The organism is Rhizobium binae, assembly GCF_017357225.1.
In the GTDB taxonomy this organism is placed as follows: domain Bacteria; phylum Pseudomonadota; class Alphaproteobacteria; order Rhizobiales; family Rhizobiaceae; genus Rhizobium; species Rhizobium binae.
The window spans coordinates 881924-905556 of the sequence record NZ_CP071604.1 but is presented as its reverse complement, the minus strand read 5'-3'; the positions used below and the strand labels follow the sequence as shown (position 1 = coordinate 905556).

The window sequence follows — 23633 nt, the reverse complement described above, 5'->3', positions numbered from 1 at the left end:
GGGGCACCAGATCTCCAGATCATTCAAACGGAGACAACGTCCAATGTCGAACAACGTCATCATCCTGATTGCCCGCATTCTGCTTTCCTTCATGTTCATCTTCGCCGGCTTCGGCAAGCTGACCGATCCGGCCTCGACGGCCGGCATGATCGCCGGCGCCGGCCTGCCGGCATCCACGGCGCTCACCTATCTCGCCGGCCTGTTCGAACTCGTTGCCGGCATTGCCGTGCTCGTCGGTTTCCAGGTCCGCATCGTCGGCTGGCTGCTCGCCGCCTTCTGCGTCTTCACCGCCTTCGTCTTCCACTTCTCGCCGATCAACGTTCCCGATTTCCCGGCTGCCGCCAACGCCTGGCTCAGCGGCCTGAACTTCGTCAACTTCCTGAAGAACATCACGCTGGCTGGCGCCTATATCATGCTCGCTACCAATGGCGCTGGCGCCTACTCGCTCGACGCCCGCCGTGGTGCCTACGCCGTCGCCTGATAGGACAGACATCCTCCCAGACATGCAGAACCCGCCGTCATTGAATTGACGGCGGGTTTTTGCTTGTGGCCTGATTGGCCGAAATCAGAGAGCGGCGCGCACCGCTTCGATAATCGCCTGCACCACGGCTTCCTCGGCATGGCTATCCTTGCGGGCGCGCACGAGGCAGGCCTGCGAGTGCAGGATGACCCCGTCCTGAAGCACCTTCAGGTGGTTGGCGCGCAGTGTCGAGCCGGTGGAGGTGATATCGACGATGATATCGGCCGAGCCGGACGCGGGAGCGCCCTCGGTCGCGCCGAGGCTTTCGACGATGCGGTAAAGCTGGATGCCGTGCTGGCTGGAAAAAAACTGCTGGGTAAGGCGCCAGTATTTGGTGGCGATGGCAAGCCGCCGGCCGTGGCGGGCGCGGAAATCGGCGGCGACATCGCCGAGATCGGCCATGGTGTCGACATCGAGCCAGATCTCGGGCACCGCGACGACGACATCGGCATGGCCGAAACCGAGCCGGGCGCAGAATTCGACGCGCTTGTCGACTTCGGAAAAACCCTCCCGCATCAGATCCTCGCCGGTGACGCCGAAGTCGACGGTGCCGTTGCCGAGTTCACGGGAGATTTCGGAGGCCGAGAGGAAGGCGATTTCCACATTGTCCCAGCCTTCGACGCGGCCGCGATAGGATCGGTCGTTGCCAACCGCCGAGATCGGCATGCCGGCCCGCTCGAAGATCGCCAAAGCGTCGTCCTTCATACGGCCTTTGGAGGGAAGCGCGATGGTGACGGTCATGCGGCTGCCCTTTCGGTTTCGATGCGGTCGAGCCAGAAGGAGAAGCCGACGGCCGGAATGCGATCCGTCGCGCCGAGGAACGTTAGAAGCTTGTCGAAGCGACCGCCGCCGGCCAGAACCGCGCTCGATCCCTCCACTGTGACCTCGAAGACGAGGCCGGTGTAATAGTCGAGCGGACGCCCGAAAGCGGCGCGGTAACCAAGGCCGGAGAGATCGACGCCGGCATTCGCAAGCGCCGCGACCCGGCCGTTGAAGCGGGAAAGCGCATTGCCGAGTTTCAGGCCCGCAGCGTCGGCGAAACCGGCAAGGGCGGCGGAAGCGTTGACGAGCGGCACGTCGAGCGACAGGAACTCCTCCAGCACGTGGAAGGCCGCGTCGTCGAGTCGCGTTTCCGACAGGATGAGTTTTTCCTTGAGCCGTCTGGCGATCTCGATCGGCGAACGGCTGGCATTCGTCGAGTAACCCGTCGCCTGCATCTCCTGCTCGATATGCGCGACCAGCGCCTGCTCGTCGCCCGATGCGACAAGCCTGGCGATATCGTCGTCAAGTCCGGTGACGAATTGCGGGCTGACGAGGCCCGCAAGCAGCGCCTCCAACTGCGTCATGTTGCCGAAGGCGTGGATCAGACGCTTCTGCCAGCCGAGCGGCAGGCCAAGCGCCTGGACGACCGCCTCGAACACGGCCTGATCGCCCAAGGTTACCGACAGGCTCCGTCCAGGCAGCAGGCGGGCGAGAATGCCGGTGGCATCGCCGATGGCGCGAGCGTCTGCGCTGGCGAGATTGATATCGCCCAGATCCTCGATGCCGGCCTGATAGAATTCGTTGGCGCCGTCGCGGCGCTGGCGGAAAACTTCGCCGAGATAGGCATAACGCTTGGGCGTGCCGGTCGCGGTTTCAATATGGCGCAAACAGACGGGAATGGTGAATTCGGGCCGCAGGCAGAGGCTGGCCCCGGTCTCGCTCTCGGTCATGAAGATGCGTCGGCGCAGATCCTCGCCGGCGATGTCGAGGAAGGGTTCGGCCGGCTGAATGACGGGGGTATCGATGCGCTCGGCGTTGCGCGCGGAAAATTCGGCAAGCAGTTCGCCGGCGAGGTCGGGGAGGTTGATCAGGGGCATTGGGTCGCTCCCGGGAAAAATCCCCTACAAGGGGGAGGGACTAACTCGCGGCGACCGACTGAACAAATCCGCAGCGCCGCTGGTAAAGCGAAGGTCGAGTTGAGCAAAGCGGCGCGAGTTGAAACCCCTCCCCCCTGGGGGGAGGGGTTGGGGAGGGGTCTACTGCGCATTGTCGGCTCTCTTCCGATCCTCCGCCTGCGCGGCAAGGATTTCCTTCACCTTGGCGACGAGATCGGTCTCGGGCACCGTCTCCTGCGCCACGCGGGCTTCGCGCCAGCTGGCATTGTCCTCGATTTCGTCGGAAAGCCGCTTGCCCTCGATCAGATCCTTGATCTGGACGACGCCCTCTGCGCGCTCGTCACCGCCCTGGATGATCGCCACAGGGCAGCCACGGCGGTCGGCATATTTCAGCTGGTTGCCGAACTTCTTCCAGTTGCCCTGGAACATCTCGGCGCGGATGCCGGCGGCGCGCAGATCCTGGGTCATCCGCTGGTAGCGGCCCATCGCCTCGACGTCGCCGTCCATGACGGTCACCAGCACCGGCTCGATCACTGCGCTCGCCCCGAGCTTGCCGAGGTTCTTCAGCGCTGTCATCAACCTGGAGACGCCGATCGAAAAGCCGGTCGCCGGCACCGGCTGGCCCATGAAGCGGGAGACGAGGCCGTCATAACGGCCACCGCCGCCGACGGAGCCGAAGACGACCTTCTCGCCCTTCTCATTGGTGACGTCGAAGAGAAGCTCGGCCTCATAGACCGGGCCGGTATAATATTCGAGGCCACGCACGACCGAGGGGTCGATCTTGATGCGGTCGGCGCCATAGCCGGCGCTCGTGACGAGCGCGCCGATGAAATTCAGTTCCTCGACGCCTTCGGCGCCCTTCGACGTCCCCGCAACGAGTTCAGCCAGACGTCCGGCGCTTTCGGCATAGTCCCTGATGCCGACGAAGAAGAGCACCTTGTCGATCTGCTCCTGATTGAGGCCGGCGCCCTTGGTGAAGTCGCCGGATTCATCCTTGCGGCCGGGGCCGAGGAGCAGCGAGACACCTTCCGGGCCGAACTTGTCGAGCTTATCGATGGCGCGCAGCACGTTGAGCCGCTGGCCGGCCTTGTCGTCGCCGCCGAGGCCGATCGCCTCCAGCACGCCGTCCAGAACCTTGCGGTTGTTGACGCGGATGACGTAGTCGCCGCGCTTGATGCCGAGCGCTTCGAGCGTATCGGCCATCATCATGCACATTTCGGCATCGGCCTGGACGCCCGGCGCGCCGACGGTATCGGCATCAAACTGCATGAACTGGCGGAACCGTCCGGGGCCGGGTTTCTCATTGCGGAAGACGTAGCCGGCGCGATAGGTGCGGTAGGGAAGCTGGATCTCGTTGAAATTCTCGGCGACGTGGCGGGCAAGCGGCGCCGTCAGGTCGTAGCGCAGCGACATCCACTGCTCGTCGTCATCCTGCAGCGAGAAGACGCCCTCGTTCGGCCGGTCGCTGTCGGGCAGGAACTTGCCGAGCGCATCGGTATATTCGAACAGCGGCGTTTCCACAGGATCGAAACCATAATGCTCATAGACTTCCCGGATCTTTGCCGTCATCTCGTTGACGGCGCGGATATCGCCGGCCGTCCGGTCGACGAAGCCGCGCGGCAGGCGGGCCTTGAGCTTTTGCGGTTTCTTCTGCTTGTCGTTCATTTCCAGGAATTCCGCTGACTGTGACAGTGGCGGTGTCCTAGCGGATTGGGCGAAGAGCGGCAAGGGCGAAGGGCCTTGATGTCGCTGCCAGAATCGATTGAACAGGGTATCCATCCGAAACGCGGGATATGCATCATGATCGCTGAAGCGCTTCTTTATGCCGCGACATGGCCGCTGACCGGCAAGACGCATCGAAAGTTCATCCGCTATTCCGTCAATCTCTGGTCGCGGGCCGGGCGTTGCGCCGCCGAATGGGCCGACCATGAAGAGAAGAGCCGCAATGCGATCCGTGCGGCGACGGCCGATCTCAGGCGGAAGCGGACCGCCGTCGTGCTTGGCTCCGGCCTGCTGCGCGACGTGCCGATCGAAGAACTGGCCCGCGCGTTCGACACCGTCGTTCTGGTCGACCTCGTTCACCTCGCCTCGGTGCGGCTATCGACCAAGACCCATCGCAATATCCGGCTGATCGAGCGCGATCTTTCCGACTATGACGAGCTCGCGGCCGGCAGAGAGCCGGAACCGCTCGGCTTCCTGCGCACCGTGCCCTATCTCGATTTCGTGGTTTCGGCCAATCTCCTGTCGCAGATCGGCCGGGGCGTGAAACGGCGCTGCGAAGCCGGGGACGCCGGAATGCCTGACGATACGGTGGAAAGGCTGATCGCCGCGCACATCGCGGGGCTTTCGGGTCTTGCCTGCCGCCATTGCCTGGTCACCGACATCGCCTATGCCGTCATCGACCGCAACGGCCGGACGCACGAGGAGGCCGACCTGCTGTTCGGCGTTTCGCCGCCGCCGTCGAAGACAACCTGGAAGTGGCCGGTGGCGCCGCTCGGCGAGGAGAGCCAGGATTACCGGATCGAGCACAAGGTGATTGCCACCTGGTGACCAGGATGTGACCGCCGATCTGCTTGGCATGCATCCGGCATTCCCCTATATGAAACGACATGCGCACGATCGCCCTCGTCACCATGGTTCTCGGCTGGTTGGTCTACAGCGCCATGTCCGCTTGGGCAGGCTGTCCGACCTGCATGTCGATGAATGCCCCCGTTGCTGCCGAGGCCGGCGTCATGCACCATCAGATGGCCGGCACGCATATGCCTGATACGGCGGCGGGCAAGGCCGATCCCTCAAAAGACCCCTGCTCTACCGGCAATGCCGCGCATATGCCGCTTTGCAGCGCCTGTCTGCTGCTGCCGCCGGTCATCATGGTCGTCGACAGTGAGAAACCTGTATTCGCCTATCCCGTCCCGGCGCTCGACCGCGCCCTGGATGACGATCGCCCCGCTCCGCAGGCTCCCCCTCCCCGACTGTCCTGACGCCACGCCCAATTCACGCAGAAGCGAGCGGCTTTAGCCGGCCACCAACCTATTTGTCAGACAGAGGAAGGAACTCTCATGTCTTTGAAAATCATCGCACTCGCCGCAATGCTCGCCATCCCGGCCGTCCCCGCCTTTGCCGAAGACCTGTCCATGGACATGAGCAAGCCGATGGGCAGCCACGATGCATCCAGCCAGGCCTTCAGCGAGGCGAACGACAAGATGCACAAGGATATGATGATCGAATATAGCGGCGATGCCGACGCGGATTTCGTCCGCGGCATGATCCCGCACCATCAGGGCGCGATCGACATGGCGAAAGTCGAGCTTCAATACGGAAAGGATCCCGATATCCGCAAACTCGCCGAAGCCGTGATCAAGGCGCAGGAGGCCGAGATCGCGGAAATGAACGCGTGGTCGAAGGCCCACGGCAAGTAGTCAGCCGTTGCTGAAGGGGAACGCCTGATGGGACAGGCGTTCCCCAGACCTTGGAGTGGCGACATCAGTCCTTCGGTTCGAAGTCGGCTGGGCGGCGACCGGCGCCTTGTCGCGACAGCATCCAGCCCGGATATTCGGGAGCAAGGGCGCTCACCTCGTCGAGCCTCGTCATGTCGTCGGCATCGAGCTTCAGCTTGACGGCGGCGAGATTCTGGTCGAGTTGATCGACGCGCTTGGCGCCGATGATGACCGAAGTGACAAACGGCTTGGCGAGAATATAGGCGAGCGCGACGGTGGCGACCCCGGCGCCATGCTTTTCGGCGATCTCGCGCATGACGGCAACGCAAGCCCAGGCCCTGTCCCGGTCGACCGGCGGGAAGTCGAAACTGGCGCGGCGGCCCTCGCCGTTGCCGGGCGCGCCGGGACCATATTTGCCGGACAACAGACCGCCGGCCAGCGGCGACCAGACCATCAGGCCGAGCTTTTCCTCCTGCATCATCGGCACGATATCGCGCTCTAGATCGCGGCCGGCGATCGAATAATAGGCTTGAACCGTCTCGAAGCGGGCAAAGCCGCGGCGTTCGGAAAGGCCGAGCGCCTTGGAAATGCGCCAGGCCTGCCAGTTGGAGACGCCGATATAGCGCACGAGACCACGGGACACGAGATCGTCGAGGGCACGCAGCGTCTCCTCGATCGGCGTGACCGTATCGGTCGCGTGGATCTGGTAGAGGTCGATATGATCCGTCTGCAGCCGCTTAAGGCTCGCCTCGACGGAATCCATGATGTGGCCGCGCGAGGCGCCGCGGTCGTTCGGCTTGTCACCCATGACGCCATAGACCTTGGTGGCGATGACGACGTCCTTGCGGGGCACGTCGAGGTTCTTCAGCGCCTGGCCGAGCAGCCTTTCGGATTCGCCGGATGAATAGACGTCGGCCGTGTCGATGAAATTGACGCCCGCGGCGAGCGAGCGCTCGACGATCCGGTCGGCGGCCTTCTGGTCGACATCGGCGATGGCGCCCCACATGCTGCCCTGCTGGGCCTCGCCGAAGGTCATCGTGCCCAGGCAGATTTCCGAAACGAAAAGTCCCGTATTTCCGAGTTGATTGTAACGCATGGTCGAAAAAATCCTTTGTGTCTGCCGCAAGAGGGGCTTGCGAACGGAAGAACTTCATTTTTTGATTATTGGCCTGCGCGCGACAGGCACAGCCGTGGCTGGCTGCAGGGTGAGGCCATTTCGATGTAGGGCGACGGCGGCGCTTTTTCAACGCCCCGACCTGCCCCACCGCAGTGCAGACGCCCTTGTCTCGACACAGCCCGGCGATAGAATGCCGGCCATAGTTCAAGGGGTGCGCATGTGACGACGCGAGCACTGACGACGATCGGCTTCGATGCCGATGATACGCTTTGGCAGAACGAACAATATTACCGACTGACCGAAGCACATTTTACGAAGCTTCTTGCCGATTTCGCCGACGGACCGAAGATTTCCGAACGGCTGCTGGAGGCCGAGAAACGCAACCTTCGCCATTACGGCTTCGGCATCAAGGGCTTCACGCTGTCGATGATCGAGACGGCGATCGAGATCACCGAGGGCAAGGTTCCCTCGAGCGTCATCGCCAAGATCCTCGATACCGGCCGTGACCTGCTGTCCCATCCGGTCGAGACGATGCCGCATGCGCGCGACACGCTGGAGGCGCTCGCCGGCAAATATCTGCTTGTCATGATCACCAAGGGCGATCTCTTCGACCAGGAGCGCAAGCTTGCCCAGTCCGGGCTCGGCGACTTCTTCGATGCCGTCGAGATCGTTTCCGACAAGACCGCCGTCACCTATCGGCGCATCTTCGCCAAGGTCGGTGACGGAGCGGAGCGGGCGATGATGGTCGGCAATTCACTGAAATCGGATATCGTGCCGGCGATTGCGGCGGGCAGCTACGGCGTCTTCGTGCCGCACGAACTCACCTGGGTGCTGGAACATGTCGACGAACCGACGGAAGCGCCGCGTTTCCGCAAGATCGGCCATCTCGGCGAGTTGCGCGAGTTGATCGACCGGCTGGCCTAAACGGGCGGTTGATCGATGCCGGCCGATCGGCCTTGCCCTATTGCGGCTTGGGCGGCGCCTTCGGAAACAGCGACGGCTGCTCCGGCTCGGCCGGCTGTTGCGGCTGCGGCGGGGCGGCCGCCAGCGGTTCGATCAGGATGCTGAAGGGCGCGCCGAGGCCGCGGCGCGGTGAGACCTTGGAATAATAGGGACGCAGCAGCCAGGTGGTGTTTTCCTTCGCCGTCGTCTGAAAATTCGTGCCGTCCTCGTCGGTCCCGAAGAAGGCTTCATCATCGGGCTTCGACAGGTCGAAGATCGCCAGGAAGGCGAACTTGCTCTTGGTGGCAAAGCTGATCTTGATGTGCTGGCCGGCGCGCACCGGCAGCGTGTAGACATGGCTGTTGCCGAATTTCGTCCAACCCTTGAGCTGCATGGTGACGGCGGGGAATTGAAGCTTCTCCAGCTTCTCGCCGGGATCGAGCTGCGGCGTCTGCGCCATGGCTGAGATCGGCAGCAAAAACAGGGCAAGGGCAGCAATCGATGTTTTCACGGACAGACCTTTCATGGCCGAGCCAGAGCGGCGCGCATCGCCTCCACATCGGGCCGGCAGAAGCAGCCCTCCAGATGATCGTTGACGAGGCCCATCGCCTGCATGAAAGCATAAACTGTGGTCGGACCGACAAAGGTCCAGCCGCGTTTCTTCAGATCCTTTGAAATGGCCACAGAAGTAGGCGTTGTCGGATTGGCGACGATATGGTCACGGTCGACCACGGCCGGCCGCTCGTTGTGGCCGGGTTCGTAACCCCAGAAATAATGGGCGAGAGAGCCGAATTCGTCCCGCAGCGCGATGGCGCGCCTGGCATTGTTGATGGTCGAGACGATCTTGCCGCGATGGCGGATGATGCCGGCATCGCCAAGGCAGCGATCGACATCCGCCTCGCCGAAGAGAGCGACCTTGTCGAAATCGAACCCGGCAAAGGCGGCGCGGAAATTCTCCCGCTTGCGCAGGATGGTCAGCCAGGAAAGGCCGGACTGGAAGCCTTCGAGACAGATCTTCTCGAAGAGGCGGATGTCATTGGTAACAGGGCGGCCCCATTCCTCGTCATGATATTTGAGATAATCGGGCAGATTGGCGTGCCAGTGGCAGCGGCTCCTGCCGTCCTCGCCGATAATGATGCCAGTCGCGCTCATGATCCTTCATTCTGCTGGGGGCCGTTTCGTTTTCCGGTCGTGATTCCGGCTTTACCATTTGCAAACCGTCTTTCCAAACCGAACGGTAACCCTGACGAAAAGTTTATCCGATCGGTCGGCTTTTCAGGAATCGATCTTTACCATTCGCTGGCGGATCAGGTGGCAGCGTCTTTGCGGGCGGACCAGTCCCGCCAAACCATTTTCGGCCATTTGTAGAGAGTCCGTCCGATGATGAAACAGCTTGTTCTTGCCGCAGCCCTCTTCGGGGCTTTCTCGACGGCCGCCCGAGCCGACGACCGTTATGCCACCCGCCCGCCTGTCGTGCTCAGCCCTGATCTGACGGCGCCCTGGATCAACCAGCTCGGCGGCGGCACGGTTCGTCCCGTAGTCTATCAGCGTCCGGTCGTCCAGCCGCAGCAGCGCGGGCTTTTCCAGCGCCGCGTCATTCGCCAGGCGCCGCAGCCGGCGCCACAGACCGTCTCGGCGATCAATCCCGGCATCCCTTCGATCCGCCATCCGATCGAGCCGCAATTCCTGCCGCAGATGGTTGACTACGACACCCGGGAAAAGCCCGGCACGATCGTCATCGATACCAACAACCGCTTTCTCTACCTGGTGATGGACGGCGGCAAGGCGCGCCGTTACGGTGTCGGCGTCGGCAAGCCCGGCTTCGAATGGGCCGGCGTCCACAAGATCACCCGCAAGCAGGAATGGCCGGACTGGACGCCGCCTTCGGAAATGATCAGCCGCGAAGCCGCAAAGGGTCATTACCTGCCGGCGCGCATGGATGGCGGCCCGGAAAACCCGCTCGGCGCCCGCGCCATGTATCTCGGCTCGACGCTTTACCGCATCCATGGCACCAACGCGCCGTGGTCGATCGGCAGCGCCGTTTCCTCCGGCTGCATCCGGCTGCGCAACGAAGACGTCGTTGACCTCTATGACCGCGTCAGCGTCGGAACCCGCGTCATCGTCATGTAACGGCACATGCAAGATCTTGTAAGCCGCAAGAACAGGCGGCTTCCTTGGCTGAAGTTGCCTTATCCGGCCGAGTCGATCTTGAATCGGGCAGAAGTTCATGTAGCTTCGGGCAAATTTGCTTGAGGGGAATCGACCATGATCAAATTGATGCCAGGTCTGGCCGCGGCCGGACTTGTTCTGTCCTTGATGTCTGCATCCGCCTTTGCAGCGCCGGCCGGCTCCGACAACACGCAGCGCCCGGCTCAGATCGTGCGGGTGGCGCAGATGCCGAAATACGTGAAGCCGCAGTTCAAGCGCAAGAAAGTCCGTCTGGTGACGACGGAAGCGGCCGGCACCGTCATCATCGATACCAACAACAAATATCTCTATCTCGTCGAAGGCAACAACCGCGCGACCCGCTACGGCATCGGTGTCGGCCGCGACGGCTTCGGCTGGTCGGGCATCGTCAAGATCGGCCGCAAGGCCGAATGGCCGGCATGGACGCCGCCGGCCGAAATGCGCCGCCGCGAAGCCGCCAAGGGTCACATCATCCCTGCTTACCAGGAAGGCGGCGAGGACAATCCGCTCGGCGCCCGCGCCATGTATCTCTACCAGGGTGGCCGCGACACCATCTTCCGCATCCACGGCACCAACCAGCCCTGGACGATCGGCCTCAATATGTCTTCCGGCTGCATCCGCATGATGAACGAGGACGTGATGCATCTTTACGATCGCGCGCCTGTCGGCACCAAGGTGATCGTCATCGGCCCCGGCAACAAGCAGGGCAAGGTGGCTTTCGAGGACAGGGGCATCGACGTGTTGCGCACCATGTTCGGCGGCTGAGCAACACTTGTCAAAAAACGAGGGCGCTTTTTAGAGGCGCCTTTTATTTCTCTTGGACTTTGCGGCGGAAAGCTGGCAGACGTGCCTAGGAGTGGACATATTTGCAATATCGGGGCTATTCAATGACATATGCGCTGCGTTCTTCCGCTTCCCTGCTTGCGGGCATCGCGTTTTTCACATTCTGTTCGGCAGCATCCGCCTCGGCGGAAGATCTGCAGTTCTCCATTTACGGCGGTTACCAAACCGCGCCGCACAGCGGCGTCGATCTTTCCGACGGCACGCATTTCACCGCCGGCTGGGAAGGCAAGTCCTTCGGCGCGCCGCCCTATTACGGCGGCCGCGTCACCTGGTGGCTGGAGAATTTCAACAAGCCGAACTGGGGTATCTCGCTCGATTACACCCACGACAAGGTCTATGCCGACGACGACACACTCGCCAAGACCGGCTGGTCGCATTTCGAATTCACCGACGGTCTGAACCTGCTGACGGTGAACGGGCTCTACCGCTTCCAGGATCCGAGCCGCCGCTGGACGCCTTATCTCGGCGCCGGCATCGGCGTGAACATTCCGCATGTCGAGGTGATTCGCCCCGAGGGTAAGACCTGGGCCTACGAATTCGGCGGCGTGACGCTGCAGGCCCAGGCCGGCGTCGATTTCAAGGTGACCGACCGCTGGTCGACCTTTGTCGAATACAAGGGCACCTATTCGCGCGTCGACGTTCCGATCGACAGCGGCGTCGACCTGAAGACCAACATCTTCACCAACGCCGTCAACGTCGGCGTCTCGTTCCACTGGTAATGAATTGAATTTCGGCTGCGGCGCTATTTGGTGCCGCAGCTGACCTTGCCCTCGGCAGCATAAGGTTTGCTGCCGCCCTCGATCGTCAGGGAATAGGTGCCGCTGAAATTTGCCGACGGCTTGCCGCGCACGCCGGCGACCACCACCAGATCCAGCGTTGCCCCTTCGGTGTCGTCACCGCCCTCGTCGAACACTTCCAGAAGCAGTTCGCCATCGCGCGCCCAGTGGTTGCTCAGATGCTGCGATTCAAAGACACGTTTTCCAAAAGCCGGCGCTTGCGCGGGATCCTTGACAATCAGCGCGCCGCGGAAATGGTTGAGCCTGTGGCCGGCATGGCTTGCGAAACCGCTTTCGAGAGTAAACCGCGCCTGTGCGTCATCGGCGGAACAGAATAAGCGGCTGTCGGCATGGGCCGCGCCTGCCGCGAGCAGTCCCGCAAGTACAATCATTCCCCGCCACATCGCCCAATCTCCCAGGAGCGGCCCGAATGGGCCTGCTGCACTCTCTTCAGCCTAACGGCAAACCTGTTAATTTTTCCGGCACAGCGCCGCCATAGGCCCAATCGAGCAGCTCGACCGTGTGCAGGATCGGAATAGCGGTGCCAGTGGCGATCTGGGTGATGCAGCCGATATTGCCGGTGGCGATGACGTCGGCCTTGGTCGCTTCGATATTCCTGACCTTGCGTGCCTTCAGCGCCGCCGAGATCTCCGACTGCATAATGTTGTAGGTGCCCGCCGAGCCGCAGCAGAGATGGCCTTCGGCCGGATCGCGCACCGTAAAGCCTGCCGCTTTCAGCAATGATTTCGGCGCAAGCGTGATGCGCTGGCCGTGCTGCATCGAGCAGGCGGAATGATAGGCGACCGTAATGCCCCTCGGCATATGGGCCGGCAATTCGAGGGTCGCCAGATATTCGGTGATGTCCTTTGCCAGCGCCGAGACCCTGGCCGCCTTTGCGGCATAGGCGGGGTCGAGGCGCAGCATGTGGCCGTAATCCTTGATCGTCGTGCCGCAACCCGAAGCAGTGATGATGATCGCGTCGAGGCCCTGGCCTTCGATCTCACGCGTCCAGACATCGACATTGGCGCGGGCGCTTTGAAGCGCCTGTTCGGCGCGGCCCATGTGATGGACGAGCGAGCCGCAGCAGACCTCGCCCTCCGGCGCCACGACCTCGATGCCGAGCCGAGTCAGGAGCCGGATCGCCGCCGCGTTGATGCCGGGATCAAGCACAGGCTGGGCGCAGCCCGAGAGGATCGCCACCCGGCCGCGCCGCTCCGTCTCGGACCGGTAGGTGCCGGGCTTTGCAAGATCCGAGGCGGCCGGCAGGCGCCGTGGTGCAAGCGCCAGCATGGCGGCAAAGGGTTTGAGCGCCGCCCCGCGCATCAGGCCGGCGAAGGGGCGGCCAAGGCGGGCGAGATGAAGCGCCAGACGAAACCGGCCGGGATAGGGCAGGACGGCGGCCAGGAGACTGCGCGTCAGCCTGTTCATGAAGGGACGCTTGTAGGTCTTTTCGATGTGGGCGCGGGCGTGATCGACCAGATGCATGTAGTCGACACCGGACGGACAGGTGGTGACGCAGGCAAGGCAGGAGAGACAGCGGTCGATATGGGTGACGACCTCGGCATCGGCAGGCCGGCCGTTTTCCAACATGTCCTTGATCAGATAGATGCGGCCGCGGGGGCTATCGAGCTCGTTGCCGAGCGTCACATAGGTCGGACAAGTAGCGGTGCAGAAGCCGCAATGGACGCATTTGCGCAGGATTTTTTCGGATTCGGCGACTTCGGGGTCGGCGAGCTGGGCTGGGGTGAAGTTGGTTTGCATCTAGCGGGACCTCCGCTTCGGGGCCGCTGTGCCTGGAGCACCCCTCTCTGTCCTGCCGAACATCTCCCCCACAAGGGGGGAGATCGGATGGGATTGACTGCTTCCCCAACCAACAAACGTGCTGTGACTGCGACGCGCCAGACAGGGAACGATGGCCCAACCTCTTGCCGATCTCCCCCCTTGTGTGGGAGATGTCCGGCAGGACAGTGGGGGGTGATCCGCGCGCAAAGCCATATTACCTCTCACCCCATCTTCCCCGGATTCAATATCCCCGCTGGATCGAACTTCTCCTTCACCCGCCGCGACAGCATCGCCACCGCCTCGGACTCGGGATGAAAGGCGGCGGTCGCCGCCCTTGCCGCAATGGAGGCGCGGATCAGCGTCGCATGACCACCGCCGAGCCCTTTGACGAAGCGGCGGATGAGTTCGCCCTCAGGCTCCGCTTCCATGCGCATCCAGACGAGGCCGCCTTGCCAATCATAAAAGGCATCGACACCGGCTTCGAGACGGAGCGCTGCAACCAGCTGATGGCCGGTGCCGGGGGCGACCGAGACGCGCCAGACCGGCCGCCCCGTGCCGTCGGCATAGGGCAGCACATCGCGGATTTCCCGCCAAAGCCTCCGGCCTTCCCTCTCATCCAGCTGCGTGACCGCGGCGAAGGCAGACATTGCCGCCGCAAGCTTTTCGACGCGCACATCGACAGAGCCAGCCAAGCCCTCGATGCGCAAAACAGTCGCCTCGCCCTCGGGCAATTTGCCGGCGAGGAATTTCCACGTCACCGTCAAAGGCAGATGGGCCGCACCCGAAACTTCGACCGGCAGCGCCATCGCCGTCGCCATGGCGCTGGCCGCTTCGGCATCGTTGAGGCCTGATAGAACCACGGTCCGTTCCGTCTTCGGGCGCGGCGGCACGCGGAAGGTGACTTCGGTCAGAAAACCCAGCGTGCCGTGCGAACCGGCGATCAGCTTGACGAGATCGAGGCCGGTGACATTCTTCATCACCCGGCCGCCGGCCTTGATGATCTCGCCGCTGCCGTTGACGAAGCGCACGCCGAGCAAACTGTCGCGGGCAGCGCCGGCAACGAGGCGGCGCGGGCCGGAGACATTGGCGGCAAAGACGCCGCCGATGGTCGGCTCGCCCGACCTAGCCATAACGGGGCGATGATCCATCGGCTCGAAGGCAAGCATCTGGCCATTTTCGGACAGCGCCGCCTCGACCTCGGCAAGAGGCGTACCCGAACGGGCTGTCATGACCATCTCGCCGGGATTGTAGGCGATGATGCCGGAAAGCCTGGTCGATCGCAGCCGGTCTTCGGCTGCAACGGCATTGCCGAAACCCGAGCGCGTATCGCCGCCGCAGATCGCCAGCGGCCGGTTCATCTCCGCATGGGCGCGGACGATCGCCGCCGCCTGTTCCTCGCTCGTCGGCATCAGATCGATCATGCGGCTGGGCGTCCTTCGAGCGGAAAGACCTTCGAGGGGTTGAGCAGCCAGCCGGGATCGAAGGCGGCACGCACCGCCATCTGCTGGGCGAGATCGGCCTCTGAATACTGATGCCGCATCAGGTCACGCTTTTCGATGCCCACGCCATGCTCGCCGGTGAGGCAGCCGCCGGCATCGACGCACAGCTTCAGGATATCGTTGCCGGCGGCCTCGGCACGGGCGGCATCATCGGGATCGTTGGCATTGAACAGGATCAGCGGGTGCATGTTGCCGTCGCCGGCATGAAAGACGTTGGCGACGCGTAGCCCATAGTGATCGACGATCTCGGCGGTTTTCTTCAGCACGTGCGACAGCTGGCTGAGCGGCACGGTGCCGTCCATGCAGATATAGTCGGCAATGCGGCCGGTGGCGCCGAAGGCGGACTTGCGGCCCTTCCAGATCAGCGCCGCTTCGGTGGCCGACTGGCATTCGCGCACGGTCTTGACACCGTGGTTGCGGGCGATATCGACCACGTCCTTCAGCATGGCCTCCATTTCCGCCTCGGATCCCTCGACTTCGACGATCAGCAGCGCGCCGACATCGAGGGGATAGCCGGCATGGGCGAAAGCCTCGCAGATCTCGATCGCCGGCTTGTCCATGAATTCGATCGCAACGGGGATGATGCCGGCGGCGATGACATCGGCGACGCAGGCGCCGGCCTCTTCCGAACTCTCGAAGCCGAAGAGCACCGGGCGCGCGCCTTCGGGCTTGGCGATCAGCCGCACGGTCGCCTCGGTGACGATGCCGAGCTGGCCTTCATGGCCGCAGACAAGACCGAGCAGGTCATATCCACCCGCGTCCAGCGCCTTGCCGCCGAGCTCGATCACCGTGCCGTCGACCAGCACCATCCTAACACCAAGCAGATTGTTGGTCGTCACACCGTATTTCAGGCAATGGGCGCCGCCGGAATTCATGCCGATATTGCCGCCGATGGTGCAGGCAAGCTGTGAACTCGGGTCGGGCGCATAGAAAAATCCGTCCGCCGACACCGACTCGGAGATATTGAGATTGGTCACACCGGCCTGCACCACGGCGACGCGGTTCGGCAGATCGATCTCGAGGATGCGGTTCATCTTCGACAGGCCGAGCACGACGGCATCCTCCTGCGGAATGGCGCCGCCGGACAGCGAGGTGCCGGCGCCGCGCGGTACGACCGGCACGCCATAGCGATGGCAATAACGCATGACGGCCGAAACCTCGGCCGTGGTGCGCGGCAGGGCTACGGCGAGCGGCAGGCGGCGATAGGAAACGAAGGCGTCGGTCTCGAAGGGAACCAGCTCGCGCGCCTCATGAACCAGGCATTCCGGCGGCAACAGATCGGTGAGATCGGCGACGATCTGAGAGCGCCGGGCCAGGACATCGGCGCGGGGCGCGAGAAACGGAATGGCGTCGGACATGGCCTTCTCCCTGGCCTCCCGGAAGATGACGACGGGAACGGGTGTCGGATCCTCCCTGCCGCCGCAAGCCCGGCTTAGCACTTTCCCAATAGGGGCGCAAATGCTAAGCACTTATGCCAAAAGGGGAAAAGGTCACAAAAGCTTATGACCAATCTGGGTGATCTCGAAATCTTTGCCAAGGTCGTCGCGACGGGAAGCATGTCGCTTGCCGGCCGCATGCTCGGCTTTTCCCCCGCCGTCGTCTCCAAGCGGATCAAGCGGCTGGAGGACCGGCTCGGCACCCGGCTTTTACAGCGCACGACGCGGCAGATTTCGCTGACGGAGGCCGGCCAAGGTTTCTACGACCGCGTCCTCGGCATTCTCGCCGGGCTGGAGGAGGCCGAATTTTATATTGCCGGCCGCTCGGCGCAGATGCATGGGACGCTCAAGATTTCGGCGCCGACCTCCTTCGGCCGCATGCATATCGCGCCGCACCTGAAAGCCTTCATGCAGGCGCATCCGGACCTTGCGATCAACCTGGTGCTGACCGACGAATTCAGCGACATCGTCGGCGGCGGCTTCGACCTGGCAATCCGCATCGCCGAACTGACCGATTCCAGTCTCGTCGCCCGGCGGCTGGCGCCGGTACGCCGCCTGCTCTGCGCCTCGCCGGATTATCTGGCGGCGCATGGCGAGCCGAGCGATATCGACGATCTGAAACACCACCGCTGCCTGCCGGCGCATAATGGCGACAGCTGGCGGCTGAACGGGCCTGATGGGGCACTCAGCCTGCGGCCGGAAGGCATGCTGGTCACCAATTCCAGCGAAGTGATCCGCGAGGCTGTCATCGCCGGCCTCGGGATTGCGCTGCGCTCCACCTGGGATATCGGCGAGGAGCTCAAGGCCGGCCGCCTTGTGCAGGTGCTGCCGGCTTATGAGGGTTCGCCCAATGTCACGCTGTCGGCCGTCTATCCCAGCCGGCAGTTCCTGCCCGCCAAGGTGCGCCTGTTCATCGACTATCTCACCGAGCTTTATGGGCCGGTCCCCTATTGGGAACGCTGATTGCGCGGAGGCCCGCGCGAAGGCGATGCACAGTTACCACATTTTCAAAAATCCTGGTGGAACAATTGGCGCTGCCATTGATTAGGGGGCATGACAGGCTCATATTGTACACCTGTGCAAACATGACGCATTTGAAACAGGACGTGACGGTTTTTCGAGCCAGGCCCGGCTCGACTTCCCCTATGAACAGCGATCAAACCGCGTTCGGATCGTCCTGACTTTTGGATTGCGCGAGCTTTCTATGATACCTGTATATGAGTGATTCCTAACAACCACTACAAAGGTGACCCGACAATTGACTCTTCTCGCCCGATTGGCATCCGATGTGCGACTGATGTTCCGGCGGCCGCCGCGGCAGCAATATGGTGCGATCTGTTACCGGGTGAAGAAGAAGAGCGGTGAGGTCGAGGTGCTCTTGTTGACGAGCCGCGACACCGGCCGCTGGGTCATTCCCAAGGGCTGGCCGATGACCGGAAAATGCGCTCATGAGGTCGCCGCGCAGGAAGCATTGGAGGAAGCCGGTGTCCGCGGCGTTGCCGAAACGGAGACGCTCGGCGCCTACACCTATCCCAAGGTGCTGCGCGACGGGGTGCAGGTGGTCTGCAAGGTGCAGGTCTATGCGCTCGAAGTCACCGACACGGTGAAGAACTTCAAGGAAAAGGGCGAGCGCCGCATCGAATGGGTCTCGGTCGACGAAGCGGCCGGGCGCGTGCGCGAACCGGAGCTGCGCGGCCTATTCCTGGCCTTCAAGCGAAAGATGAGCGACAGGCCCTCGCCCAAAGCGGCAAAGCAACAGGCTCCAGCGGCAAAGCAGATTCCGGCGGAATGAATCCTGCCATCTTGCGCTGCTAGAAAGGCAGCGTAAAAAGCAGATTCATACTGGAAAAAAGAATGCCGCCCCGTCCCGCCGTCCTCACGAAACGCACACTCGACAAGGACCTCGCCAAGATCACCCATGCCGAGGATGTGGCAAAACACGTCTTGCGGCGGCTGGTGGCGCCTGGCCTCGGGCTGATCTTCGTCGGCCTGACGATGATCTTTGCCGGTGTCTACGTGTTCGACCGCCCAGGAGCGGTGCTTGTCGTGGCGGCGGCTGCCCTTGCCGGTTACATGGCGATGAATATCGGCGCCAACGACGTGACCAACAACGTGGGCGCCGCCGTCGGAGCCCGCGCCATGACCATGGGCCAGGCACTGGTCATCGCCGCAATCTTCGAGGTCCTCGGCGCCACCATCGGCGGCGGCGAGGTCGTCAAGACGATTTCCTCCAACATTGTCGATTCCGTGCGGGTGCCGCAGGCGATGCTTGGCTGGATCATGATGGCGGCGCTGATGGCGGCGGCCCTCTGGATCAATCTCGCCACCTGGATGAACGCGCCGGTTTCGACCACCCATGCGATCGTCGGGTCGGTGATCGGCGCCGGCATCTCGGCCGTCGGGACAGAGCCGGTGAACTGGCGGGTCATGCTGGAGATCACCTCGAGCTGGATCACCTCGCCGCTGATCGGCGGGCTGATCGCGGCCGGCCTGCTCTACCTCATCAAGACCCTTATCATCTATCGCGACGACAAGGTCGAGGCGGCCCGGCGCTGGGTGCCGGTGCTGGTCGCGGTGATGGCCGGCGGCTTCATGGCCTATATGGTGCTCCAGCTGTCGCCGCCCGGACGGTTTCCGTCTTTCACCATCATCCTCATCGGTATCGGCATCGGGCTGGTCGGCTGGCTTGCCGCCCGGCCGCTCGTTCTCGCCCAGGCGCGGGATCTCGAAAACCGCAACAGCTCGCTGCGGGTGCTGTTTCGGCTGCCGCTGATCGGCTCGGCGGCGCTGCTGTCCTTCGCGCATGGCGCAAACGATGTTTCGAACGCGGTCGGGCCGCTTTCGGCGATCGTCCATTCGGTCGGCATCGGCAGCGGCAGCGGCAGCGCCGGGCATCCGCCTCTTTGGGTAATGCTAATCGGCGCCCTCGGCATCTCCGTCGGCCTGCTGCTGTTCGGACCGCGCCTCATCCGCCTGGTCGGCGAGGAAATCACCAAGCTCAATCCGATGCGGGCCTATTGCGTCGCATTGTCGACCGCTTTCACCGTCATCGTCGCCTCCTGGCTCGGCCTGCCGGTCAGCACAACGCACATCGCCGTCGGCGCCGTCTTCGGAGTCGGCTTCTTCCGCGAATGGTATACGCGCCATTCGAAGCGCCGCATTGCCTATATCAGGCGCAAGGCCGAGAGCTTCCATATCGACGAGCCGGAGGAGCCGAACATCCATGAGAGACGCCGGCGCTATCTGGTGCGCCGCTCGCATTTCATGACGATCATCGCCGCCTGGATCGTCACCGTGCCGGTCTCGGGAGCGCTTGCGGCCGCGATTTATTGGGCTATGTTCGCGCTCTTCGTCTAGGACAGTATTATTTGGGGGCCCGCTGGCTTAGAAGCTGAAACCTGTTCTAAAATTAAACAGTTAGAGCATGATGTCGTCCGAAACCGCTCATACTTTTCGGCATCATGTTCTGAACCCCGTGAGTTTTTCGATGCGCGCCAATTTCCGCATGCAACGGCTTTTCGTCGACGCGCCGCTTTCTGCCGGCGCCGTCGTGGAAGCGAGCGCCGAGCAGTTCAACTATCTCGCCAATGTGCTGAGGATGGAGGCGAATGCCGAGATTCTGCTTTTCAACGGCCGTGACGGCGAGTGGAAAGCCGGCCTCAGCTTCCCCACGCGCAAACGTATCCTGCTGACGGCAATCGATCAGACGCGGCCGCAGCCCTCTGCCTGCGACCTGCATTATCTCTTTGCGCCGCTCAAGGTCGGACGCATGGATTATCTGGTGCAGAAGGCGGTGGAGATGGGCGCCGGCCTGCTACAGCCGGTCATGACCCAGCATGTGCAGGGCAAGATCACCAATCTCGACAAGCTGCGCGCCAACGTCGTCGAGGCGGCCGAGCAATGCGGCATTCTCGCCATTCCTGAAGTGGCCGAGCCGGTGAAGCTCTCCGACCTGCTCGACCGCTGGCCGAAGGAGCGCCGCATCATCTATTGCGACGAATCCGACGCCGGGCAGAATCCACTACCGGTGCTCTCGGCGATCCGGGAAAAGCATCTGGCGCTGCTCGTTGGGCCGGAAGGCGGCTTTTCGGAAGAGGAACGGGCACGGCTTCGCAGCCTCGATTTCGTCACCGCCATTCCGCTCGGACCGCGCATCCTGCGGGCCGATACGGCAGCCGTTGCGGCGCTTGCCGTGGTGCAGGCAGCAATCGGCGACTGGAGCTGACGGCGAAAACGGGTGGACATGGAAATTGCTGCTATTTTTTTGATGCGTCGTTGAAAGAATTTCACTTGCAACATACGTCGCTAGGGTCCTAATCAGCCTTTCAGCTGCCCCGCCCCCTGGGCGCCTTTTTCGAATACAGGTACCCGCATGGCCCGCGACACTACCGACCAGACACCGCTCTCTTCGGTTCAGGATCTGACCGATTACATCGCCGCGGGCAACAAGCCGCGAGAGCGCTTCCGGATCGGCACCGAACACGAGAAATTTGCCTTCTTCCGCGCCGACAACAGCCCGGTTCCCTATTTCGGCGACGCCAGCATTTCGGCCCTGCTCACCGGCCTGCAGCAAAAAAACGGCTGGGAACCGATCATGGACGGCGGCAACATCATCGGCCTGGCCGAGCAAAGCGGCATGGGGGCGATCTCGATCGAGCCCGGTGGCCAGTTCGAACTGTCCGGCGCGCCGCTGGAAACGCTCCATGAGACCTGCAGGGAATCGAACCAGCACCTGGCGACGCTGCGCGAAATCGCCGAACCGATGGGCATCCGTTTCCTCGGCATCGGCGGCAGTCCGAAATGGACCTATGCGCAAACGCCGCAAATGCCGAAATCGCGCTACGAGATCATGACCCGCTACATGCCGAAGGTCGGCAGCAAGGGTCTCGACATGATGTACCGTACCTGCACGATCCAGGTGAATCTCGATTTCTCCTCGGAAACCGACATGCGTCAGAAGATGCGCGTTTCGATGAAGCTGCAATCCCTGGCGACGGCGCTCTTTGCATCCTCGCCCTTCACCGAGGGCAAACCGAATGGACTGCTCTCCTGGCGCGGCGATATCTGGCGCGATGTCGACAACCAGCGCTCGGGCCTGCTCGATTTCACCTTCCGCGACGATTTCGGCTTCCGCGACTATGCCGAATGGGCGCTCGACGTGCCGATGTATTTCATCGTCCGCGACGGCCGTTATCACGATTGCACCCATGTCACCTTCCGCCAGTTCATGAACGGGGCGCTGAAGGGCGAGGTCGCCGATCCGGCGCCGACGATGGGCGACTGGACGAACCATCTTTCGACGCTCTTCCCGGACGTCAGGCTGAAGCGTTTTCTCGAAATGCGCGGCGCCGACGGCGGCCCATGGCGGCGCATCTGCGCCTTGCCGGCCTTCTGGGTCGGCCTGCTCTATGATGATGCGGCCCTTCAGGCAGCCGACGAACTGACCAGGGATTGGAGCTTTACGGAGGTCTCCGCGCTGCGCGACGCCGTCCCCGCAGCAGGGCTGAAGGCTCAGTTTCGCGGGCACGCGCTGCTCGACGTGGCGCGCGAGGTAGTCGGCATATCGAGGACCGGCCTCAAGACGCGCGGCAAGCTCAATCGCGAAAGCCAGGACGAAAGCATCTTCCTGGCGCCGCTCGACGAGGTGCTCGCCAAGAAGGCGACGCTCGCCGAGGACCTGCTGTCGCTCTATCACGGCCGCTGGAACGGCTCCGTCGAACCGGTCTTCGAGGACTATCAGTACTGAGCCTTCCGAGGTTTTTATGGGCTTGCGAAAAATGCCCCGCACGTTTGCCGGAACGGCTTTAAGTTCTTATGGCAAAAAGCCGTTTGCACATTACCTTTTCCGGATATAGTGGCGATACACGCGTCACGACTCGGGGAAAGGGACCTCCATGCTGCCACTCTTCGACATGATGATGCAGGCGCAGAACGGTGCGGCGATGGAAGCGGTCGCCCGGCAATTCAACCTGGCGCAGGAACAGGCGACAAAGGCGATGGCGGCGCTGATGCCGGCCTTTTCCGCCGGGCTGAAGCGCAGCACCAGCAATCCTTATGATTTCGTCGGCCTGATGCAGGCCGTCGCCTCCGGCAATTACGCGCGCTATTTCGAGGATATGAGCCGGGCCTTTACGCCGGAGGGCATTTCCGACGGCAACAACATCCTTGCCCAGCTCTTCGGTTCGAAAGAGGTTTCGCGGGCGGTCGCCGCCCAGGCGGCACAGATGACCGGCATCGGCCAGGATATCTACAAGCAGATGCTGCCGGTGTTGGCCGACACTCTGATGGGCGGCCTGTTCAAGCAGACAACCGGCCAGATGGCCTCGCCGGTCAACCCCTTCGTCAACACGGCAATGGGCGAGACTATTCAGAAATGGCTCGAGAGCACCGGCTTTGCGCCGAAACCGAAGGCCCCGGAACCAAGCATCTTCGACAATCCCTTTACACAGGCGATGCAGCTGATGTTTTCGATGCCGAAGCAGGAACCGCCGCCTCAGCCGAATCCCTTCCTCGATAATCCTTTTGCCAAGGCTTTCCAGGAGATGATGGCCGGGCTCGGCCAGCCGCCGGCGGTCAAACAACCAGCGGCCAAACAGCCGGCGGCCAAGACGCCGGAGGCACCGAAGGAAGAGGCGAAGGCCGCTGCCGAGAGCTATACCGACATGCTGAACGCCATGTTCGACAGCGGGCTTGAAGTGCAGAAGAGCTACCAGAGGAACCTGGAAGCGATTTTCGAAACCTACCGGCCGAAGCCCCCTGAAACCAAGGCATAAAAAAACCCGGAGATGGCTTGGGAAAGCCGATCACCGGGTCAAGCGGCAGGGCTATTGGCTATCACCCTGCGGGGAAACTCGACGCCCCTAATCCTCATGGGGGCGGAAGAGCTGCAGGCGCCAGCGATTGCGCGCCGAGCGCGTCAGATGTTCCGACGGGTCCTCGAAAAAGGTCGAGGCCAGGAAAGCGGAGGTCAGGTCGGCCCTTGTGAGGCCGATATCCCTCAGCTGACTGTCGTTCAGATCATGCAGCCCGTTGACCTCCATTCGATTGCGAAACCCGCGAAAGAGGGAGACCAGCGGAGCGAGGCCTGCCACCAGACGCTGGAAAAGCGTCGGGGTCAGCTTGCTGCAGTCGAGTTCTAGTGTTCGGTCTGTCGTGTGCATCGAACTCTCCTTTCTCGGGCACGCAACAACCCACCCCTCCCGCGAGGTCGTGCGAGA

The 23633-nt window shown here is 62.7% G+C and carries 25 protein-coding genes; 14 read left to right on the top strand and 11 right to left on the bottom strand.

Translation table 11 applies throughout. The annotated features are described in order from the left end of the window. The first annotated feature begins 43 nt into the window (after positions 1-43). Positions 44-481 carry a DoxX family protein gene (locus tag J2J99_RS04345; RefSeq protein WP_168297668.1) on the top strand — a complete coding sequence of 146 codons (438 nt, stop codon included), beginning with the start codon at positions 44-46 and terminating at the stop codon, positions 479-481. A gap of 84 nt (positions 482-565) precedes the next feature. On the opposite strand, the gene hisG is transcribed toward J2J99_RS04345, so the two are convergent. The 3 genes from hisG to hisS form a co-directional block, all read right to left on the bottom strand. Continuing rightward, positions 566-1261 (bottom strand): ATP phosphoribosyltransferase, encoded by a 696-nt coding sequence (gene hisG, locus J2J99_RS04340; protein WP_168297669.1) that lies wholly within the window; start codon positions 1259-1261, stop codon positions 566-568. Beyond that, a complete protein-coding gene (locus J2J99_RS04335; protein WP_168297670.1) occupies positions 1258-2379 on the bottom strand; it encodes an ATP phosphoribosyltransferase regulatory subunit in 1122 nt (373 codons plus the stop codon). The genes hisG and J2J99_RS04335 overlap by 4 nt, the downstream gene beginning before the upstream one ends. A 159-nt stretch (positions 2380-2538) precedes the next feature. After that, complete coding sequence (gene hisS, locus J2J99_RS04330; RefSeq protein WP_168297671.1) at positions 2539-4062, bottom strand: histidine--tRNA ligase; 1524 nt, start codon at positions 4060-4062, stop codon at positions 2539-2541. A gap of 135 nt (positions 4063-4197) precedes the next feature. Between hisS and J2J99_RS04325 the strand changes: the two genes are divergently transcribed. From J2J99_RS04325 to copM, 3 genes are all read left to right on the top strand, one after another. Further along, positions 4198-4947 carry a hypothetical protein gene (locus J2J99_RS04325; RefSeq protein WP_168297672.1) on the top strand — a complete coding sequence of 250 codons (750 nt, stop codon included), beginning with the start codon at positions 4198-4200 and terminating at the stop codon, positions 4945-4947. 59 nt (positions 4948-5006) lie between these two features. Then, positions 5007-5378 (top strand): hypothetical protein, encoded by a 372-nt coding sequence (locus tag J2J99_RS04320; protein WP_168297673.1) that lies wholly within the window; start codon positions 5007-5009, stop codon positions 5376-5378. 78 nt (positions 5379-5456) lie between these two features. Further along, positions 5457-5816 carry a CopM family metallochaperone gene (gene copM / locus J2J99_RS04315; RefSeq protein WP_168297674.1) on the top strand — a complete coding sequence of 120 codons (360 nt, stop codon included), beginning with the start codon at positions 5457-5459 and terminating at the stop codon, positions 5814-5816. Between the two features lie 64 nt (positions 5817-5880). On the opposite strand, the gene J2J99_RS04310 is transcribed toward copM, so the two are convergent. Beyond that, on the bottom strand, positions 5881-6930 hold the full coding sequence (locus J2J99_RS04310) for an aldo/keto reductase (protein ID WP_168297675.1): 1050 nt from the start codon (positions 6928-6930) through the stop codon (positions 5881-5883). Positions 6931-7170: 240 nt separating this feature from the next. Between J2J99_RS04310 and J2J99_RS04305 the strand changes: the two genes are divergently transcribed. Further along, the gene (locus tag J2J99_RS04305; protein WP_168297676.1) at positions 7171-7875 is read left to right on the top strand and encodes an HAD family hydrolase; all 705 of its coding nucleotides are present in this window, start codon (positions 7171-7173) and stop codon (positions 7873-7875) included. A 37-nt stretch (positions 7876-7912) separates the two neighbouring features. Here J2J99_RS04305 and J2J99_RS04300 read toward each other — a convergent pair whose 3' ends face one another. Both J2J99_RS04300 and J2J99_RS04295 read right to left on the bottom strand, forming a co-directional pair. Next, complete coding sequence (locus tag J2J99_RS04300; RefSeq protein WP_168297677.1) at positions 7913-8419, bottom strand: hypothetical protein; 507 nt, start codon at positions 8417-8419, stop codon at positions 7913-7915. Beyond that, positions 8416-9045, bottom strand: coding sequence for a DNA-3-methyladenine glycosylase I (locus tag J2J99_RS04295; protein ID WP_168297678.1), 630 nt, complete (start codon positions 9043-9045; stop codon positions 8416-8418). The genes J2J99_RS04300 and J2J99_RS04295 overlap by 4 nt, the downstream gene beginning before the upstream one ends. A 228-nt stretch (positions 9046-9273) precedes the next feature. Here J2J99_RS04295 and J2J99_RS04290 point away from each other — a divergent pair, with 228 nt between their 5' ends. From J2J99_RS04290 to J2J99_RS04280, 3 genes are all read left to right on the top strand, one after another. Continuing rightward, positions 9274-10023: a L,D-transpeptidase gene (locus tag J2J99_RS04290; RefSeq protein WP_168297679.1), complete on the top strand. Its 750-nt coding sequence runs from the start codon at positions 9274-9276 to the stop codon at positions 10021-10023. A 135-nt stretch (positions 10024-10158) separates the two neighbouring features. Next, positions 10159-10845: a L,D-transpeptidase gene (locus J2J99_RS04285; RefSeq protein WP_168297680.1), complete on the top strand. Its 687-nt coding sequence runs from the start codon at positions 10159-10161 to the stop codon at positions 10843-10845. Between the two features lie 122 nt (positions 10846-10967). Beyond that, on the top strand, positions 10968-11642 hold the full coding sequence (locus tag J2J99_RS04280) for an outer membrane protein (RefSeq protein WP_012482809.1): 675 nt from the start codon (positions 10968-10970) through the stop codon (positions 11640-11642). Between the two features lie 23 nt (positions 11643-11665). Here J2J99_RS04280 and J2J99_RS04275 read toward each other — a convergent pair whose 3' ends face one another. The 4 genes from J2J99_RS04275 to J2J99_RS04260 all read right to left on the bottom strand — a co-directional run bounded on the left by J2J99_RS04275 (position 11666) and on the right by J2J99_RS04260 (position 16338). Beyond that, entirely contained in the window at positions 11666-12103 is a 438-nt protein-coding gene (locus J2J99_RS04275; protein WP_168297681.1) for a hypothetical protein, read from the bottom strand. Between the two features lie 46 nt (positions 12104-12149). Then, positions 12150-13460, bottom strand: coding sequence for a glycolate oxidase subunit GlcF (glcF, locus tag J2J99_RS04270; RefSeq protein WP_168297682.1), 1311 nt, complete (start codon positions 13458-13460; stop codon positions 12150-12152). Between the two features lie 242 nt (positions 13461-13702). Next, complete coding sequence (locus J2J99_RS04265) at positions 13703-14902, bottom strand: FAD-binding protein (protein ID WP_168297683.1); 1200 nt, start codon at positions 14900-14902, stop codon at positions 13703-13705. Next, on the bottom strand, positions 14899-16338 hold the full coding sequence (locus tag J2J99_RS04260) for an FAD-linked oxidase C-terminal domain-containing protein (protein WP_168297684.1): 1440 nt from the start codon (positions 16336-16338) through the stop codon (positions 14899-14901). Before J2J99_RS04260 ends, J2J99_RS04265 begins: the two co-directional genes overlap by 4 nt. Positions 16339-16482: 144 nt before the next feature. Here J2J99_RS04260 and J2J99_RS04255 point away from each other — a divergent pair, with 144 nt between their 5' ends. The 6 genes from J2J99_RS04255 (at position 16483) to J2J99_RS04230 (ending at position 23189) form a co-directional block, all read left to right on the top strand. Next, a complete protein-coding gene (locus J2J99_RS04255; protein ID WP_168297685.1) occupies positions 16483-17379 on the top strand; it encodes a LysR family transcriptional regulator in 897 nt (298 codons plus the stop codon). A gap of 295 nt (positions 17380-17674) precedes the next feature. Beyond that, a complete protein-coding gene (locus J2J99_RS04250) occupies positions 17675-18208 on the top strand; it encodes an NUDIX hydrolase (protein WP_168297686.1) in 534 nt (177 codons plus the stop codon). 62 nt (positions 18209-18270) lie between these two features. After that, complete coding sequence (locus J2J99_RS04245; RefSeq protein ID WP_168297687.1) at positions 18271-19773, top strand: inorganic phosphate transporter; 1503 nt, start codon at positions 18271-18273, stop codon at positions 19771-19773. A gap of 130 nt (positions 19774-19903) precedes the next feature. Further along, positions 19904-20641: a 16S rRNA (uracil(1498)-N(3))-methyltransferase gene (locus J2J99_RS04240; protein WP_168297688.1), complete on the top strand. Its 738-nt coding sequence runs from the start codon at positions 19904-19906 to the stop codon at positions 20639-20641. Between the two features lie 147 nt (positions 20642-20788). Then, positions 20789-22162, top strand: coding sequence for a glutamate--cysteine ligase (locus tag J2J99_RS04235; protein WP_168297689.1), 1374 nt, complete (start codon positions 20789-20791; stop codon positions 22160-22162). Positions 22163-22310: 148 nt separating this feature from the next. Next, on the top strand, positions 22311-23189 hold the full coding sequence (locus tag J2J99_RS04230; RefSeq protein WP_168297690.1) for a DUF937 domain-containing protein: 879 nt from the start codon (positions 22311-22313) through the stop codon (positions 23187-23189). An 87-nt stretch (positions 23190-23276) separates the two neighbouring features. On the opposite strand, the gene J2J99_RS04225 is transcribed toward J2J99_RS04230, so the two are convergent. After that, entirely contained in the window at positions 23277-23576 is a 300-nt protein-coding gene (locus J2J99_RS04225; RefSeq protein WP_168297691.1) for a YjiS-like domain-containing protein, read from the bottom strand. Positions 23577-23633: the final 57 nt, after the last annotated feature.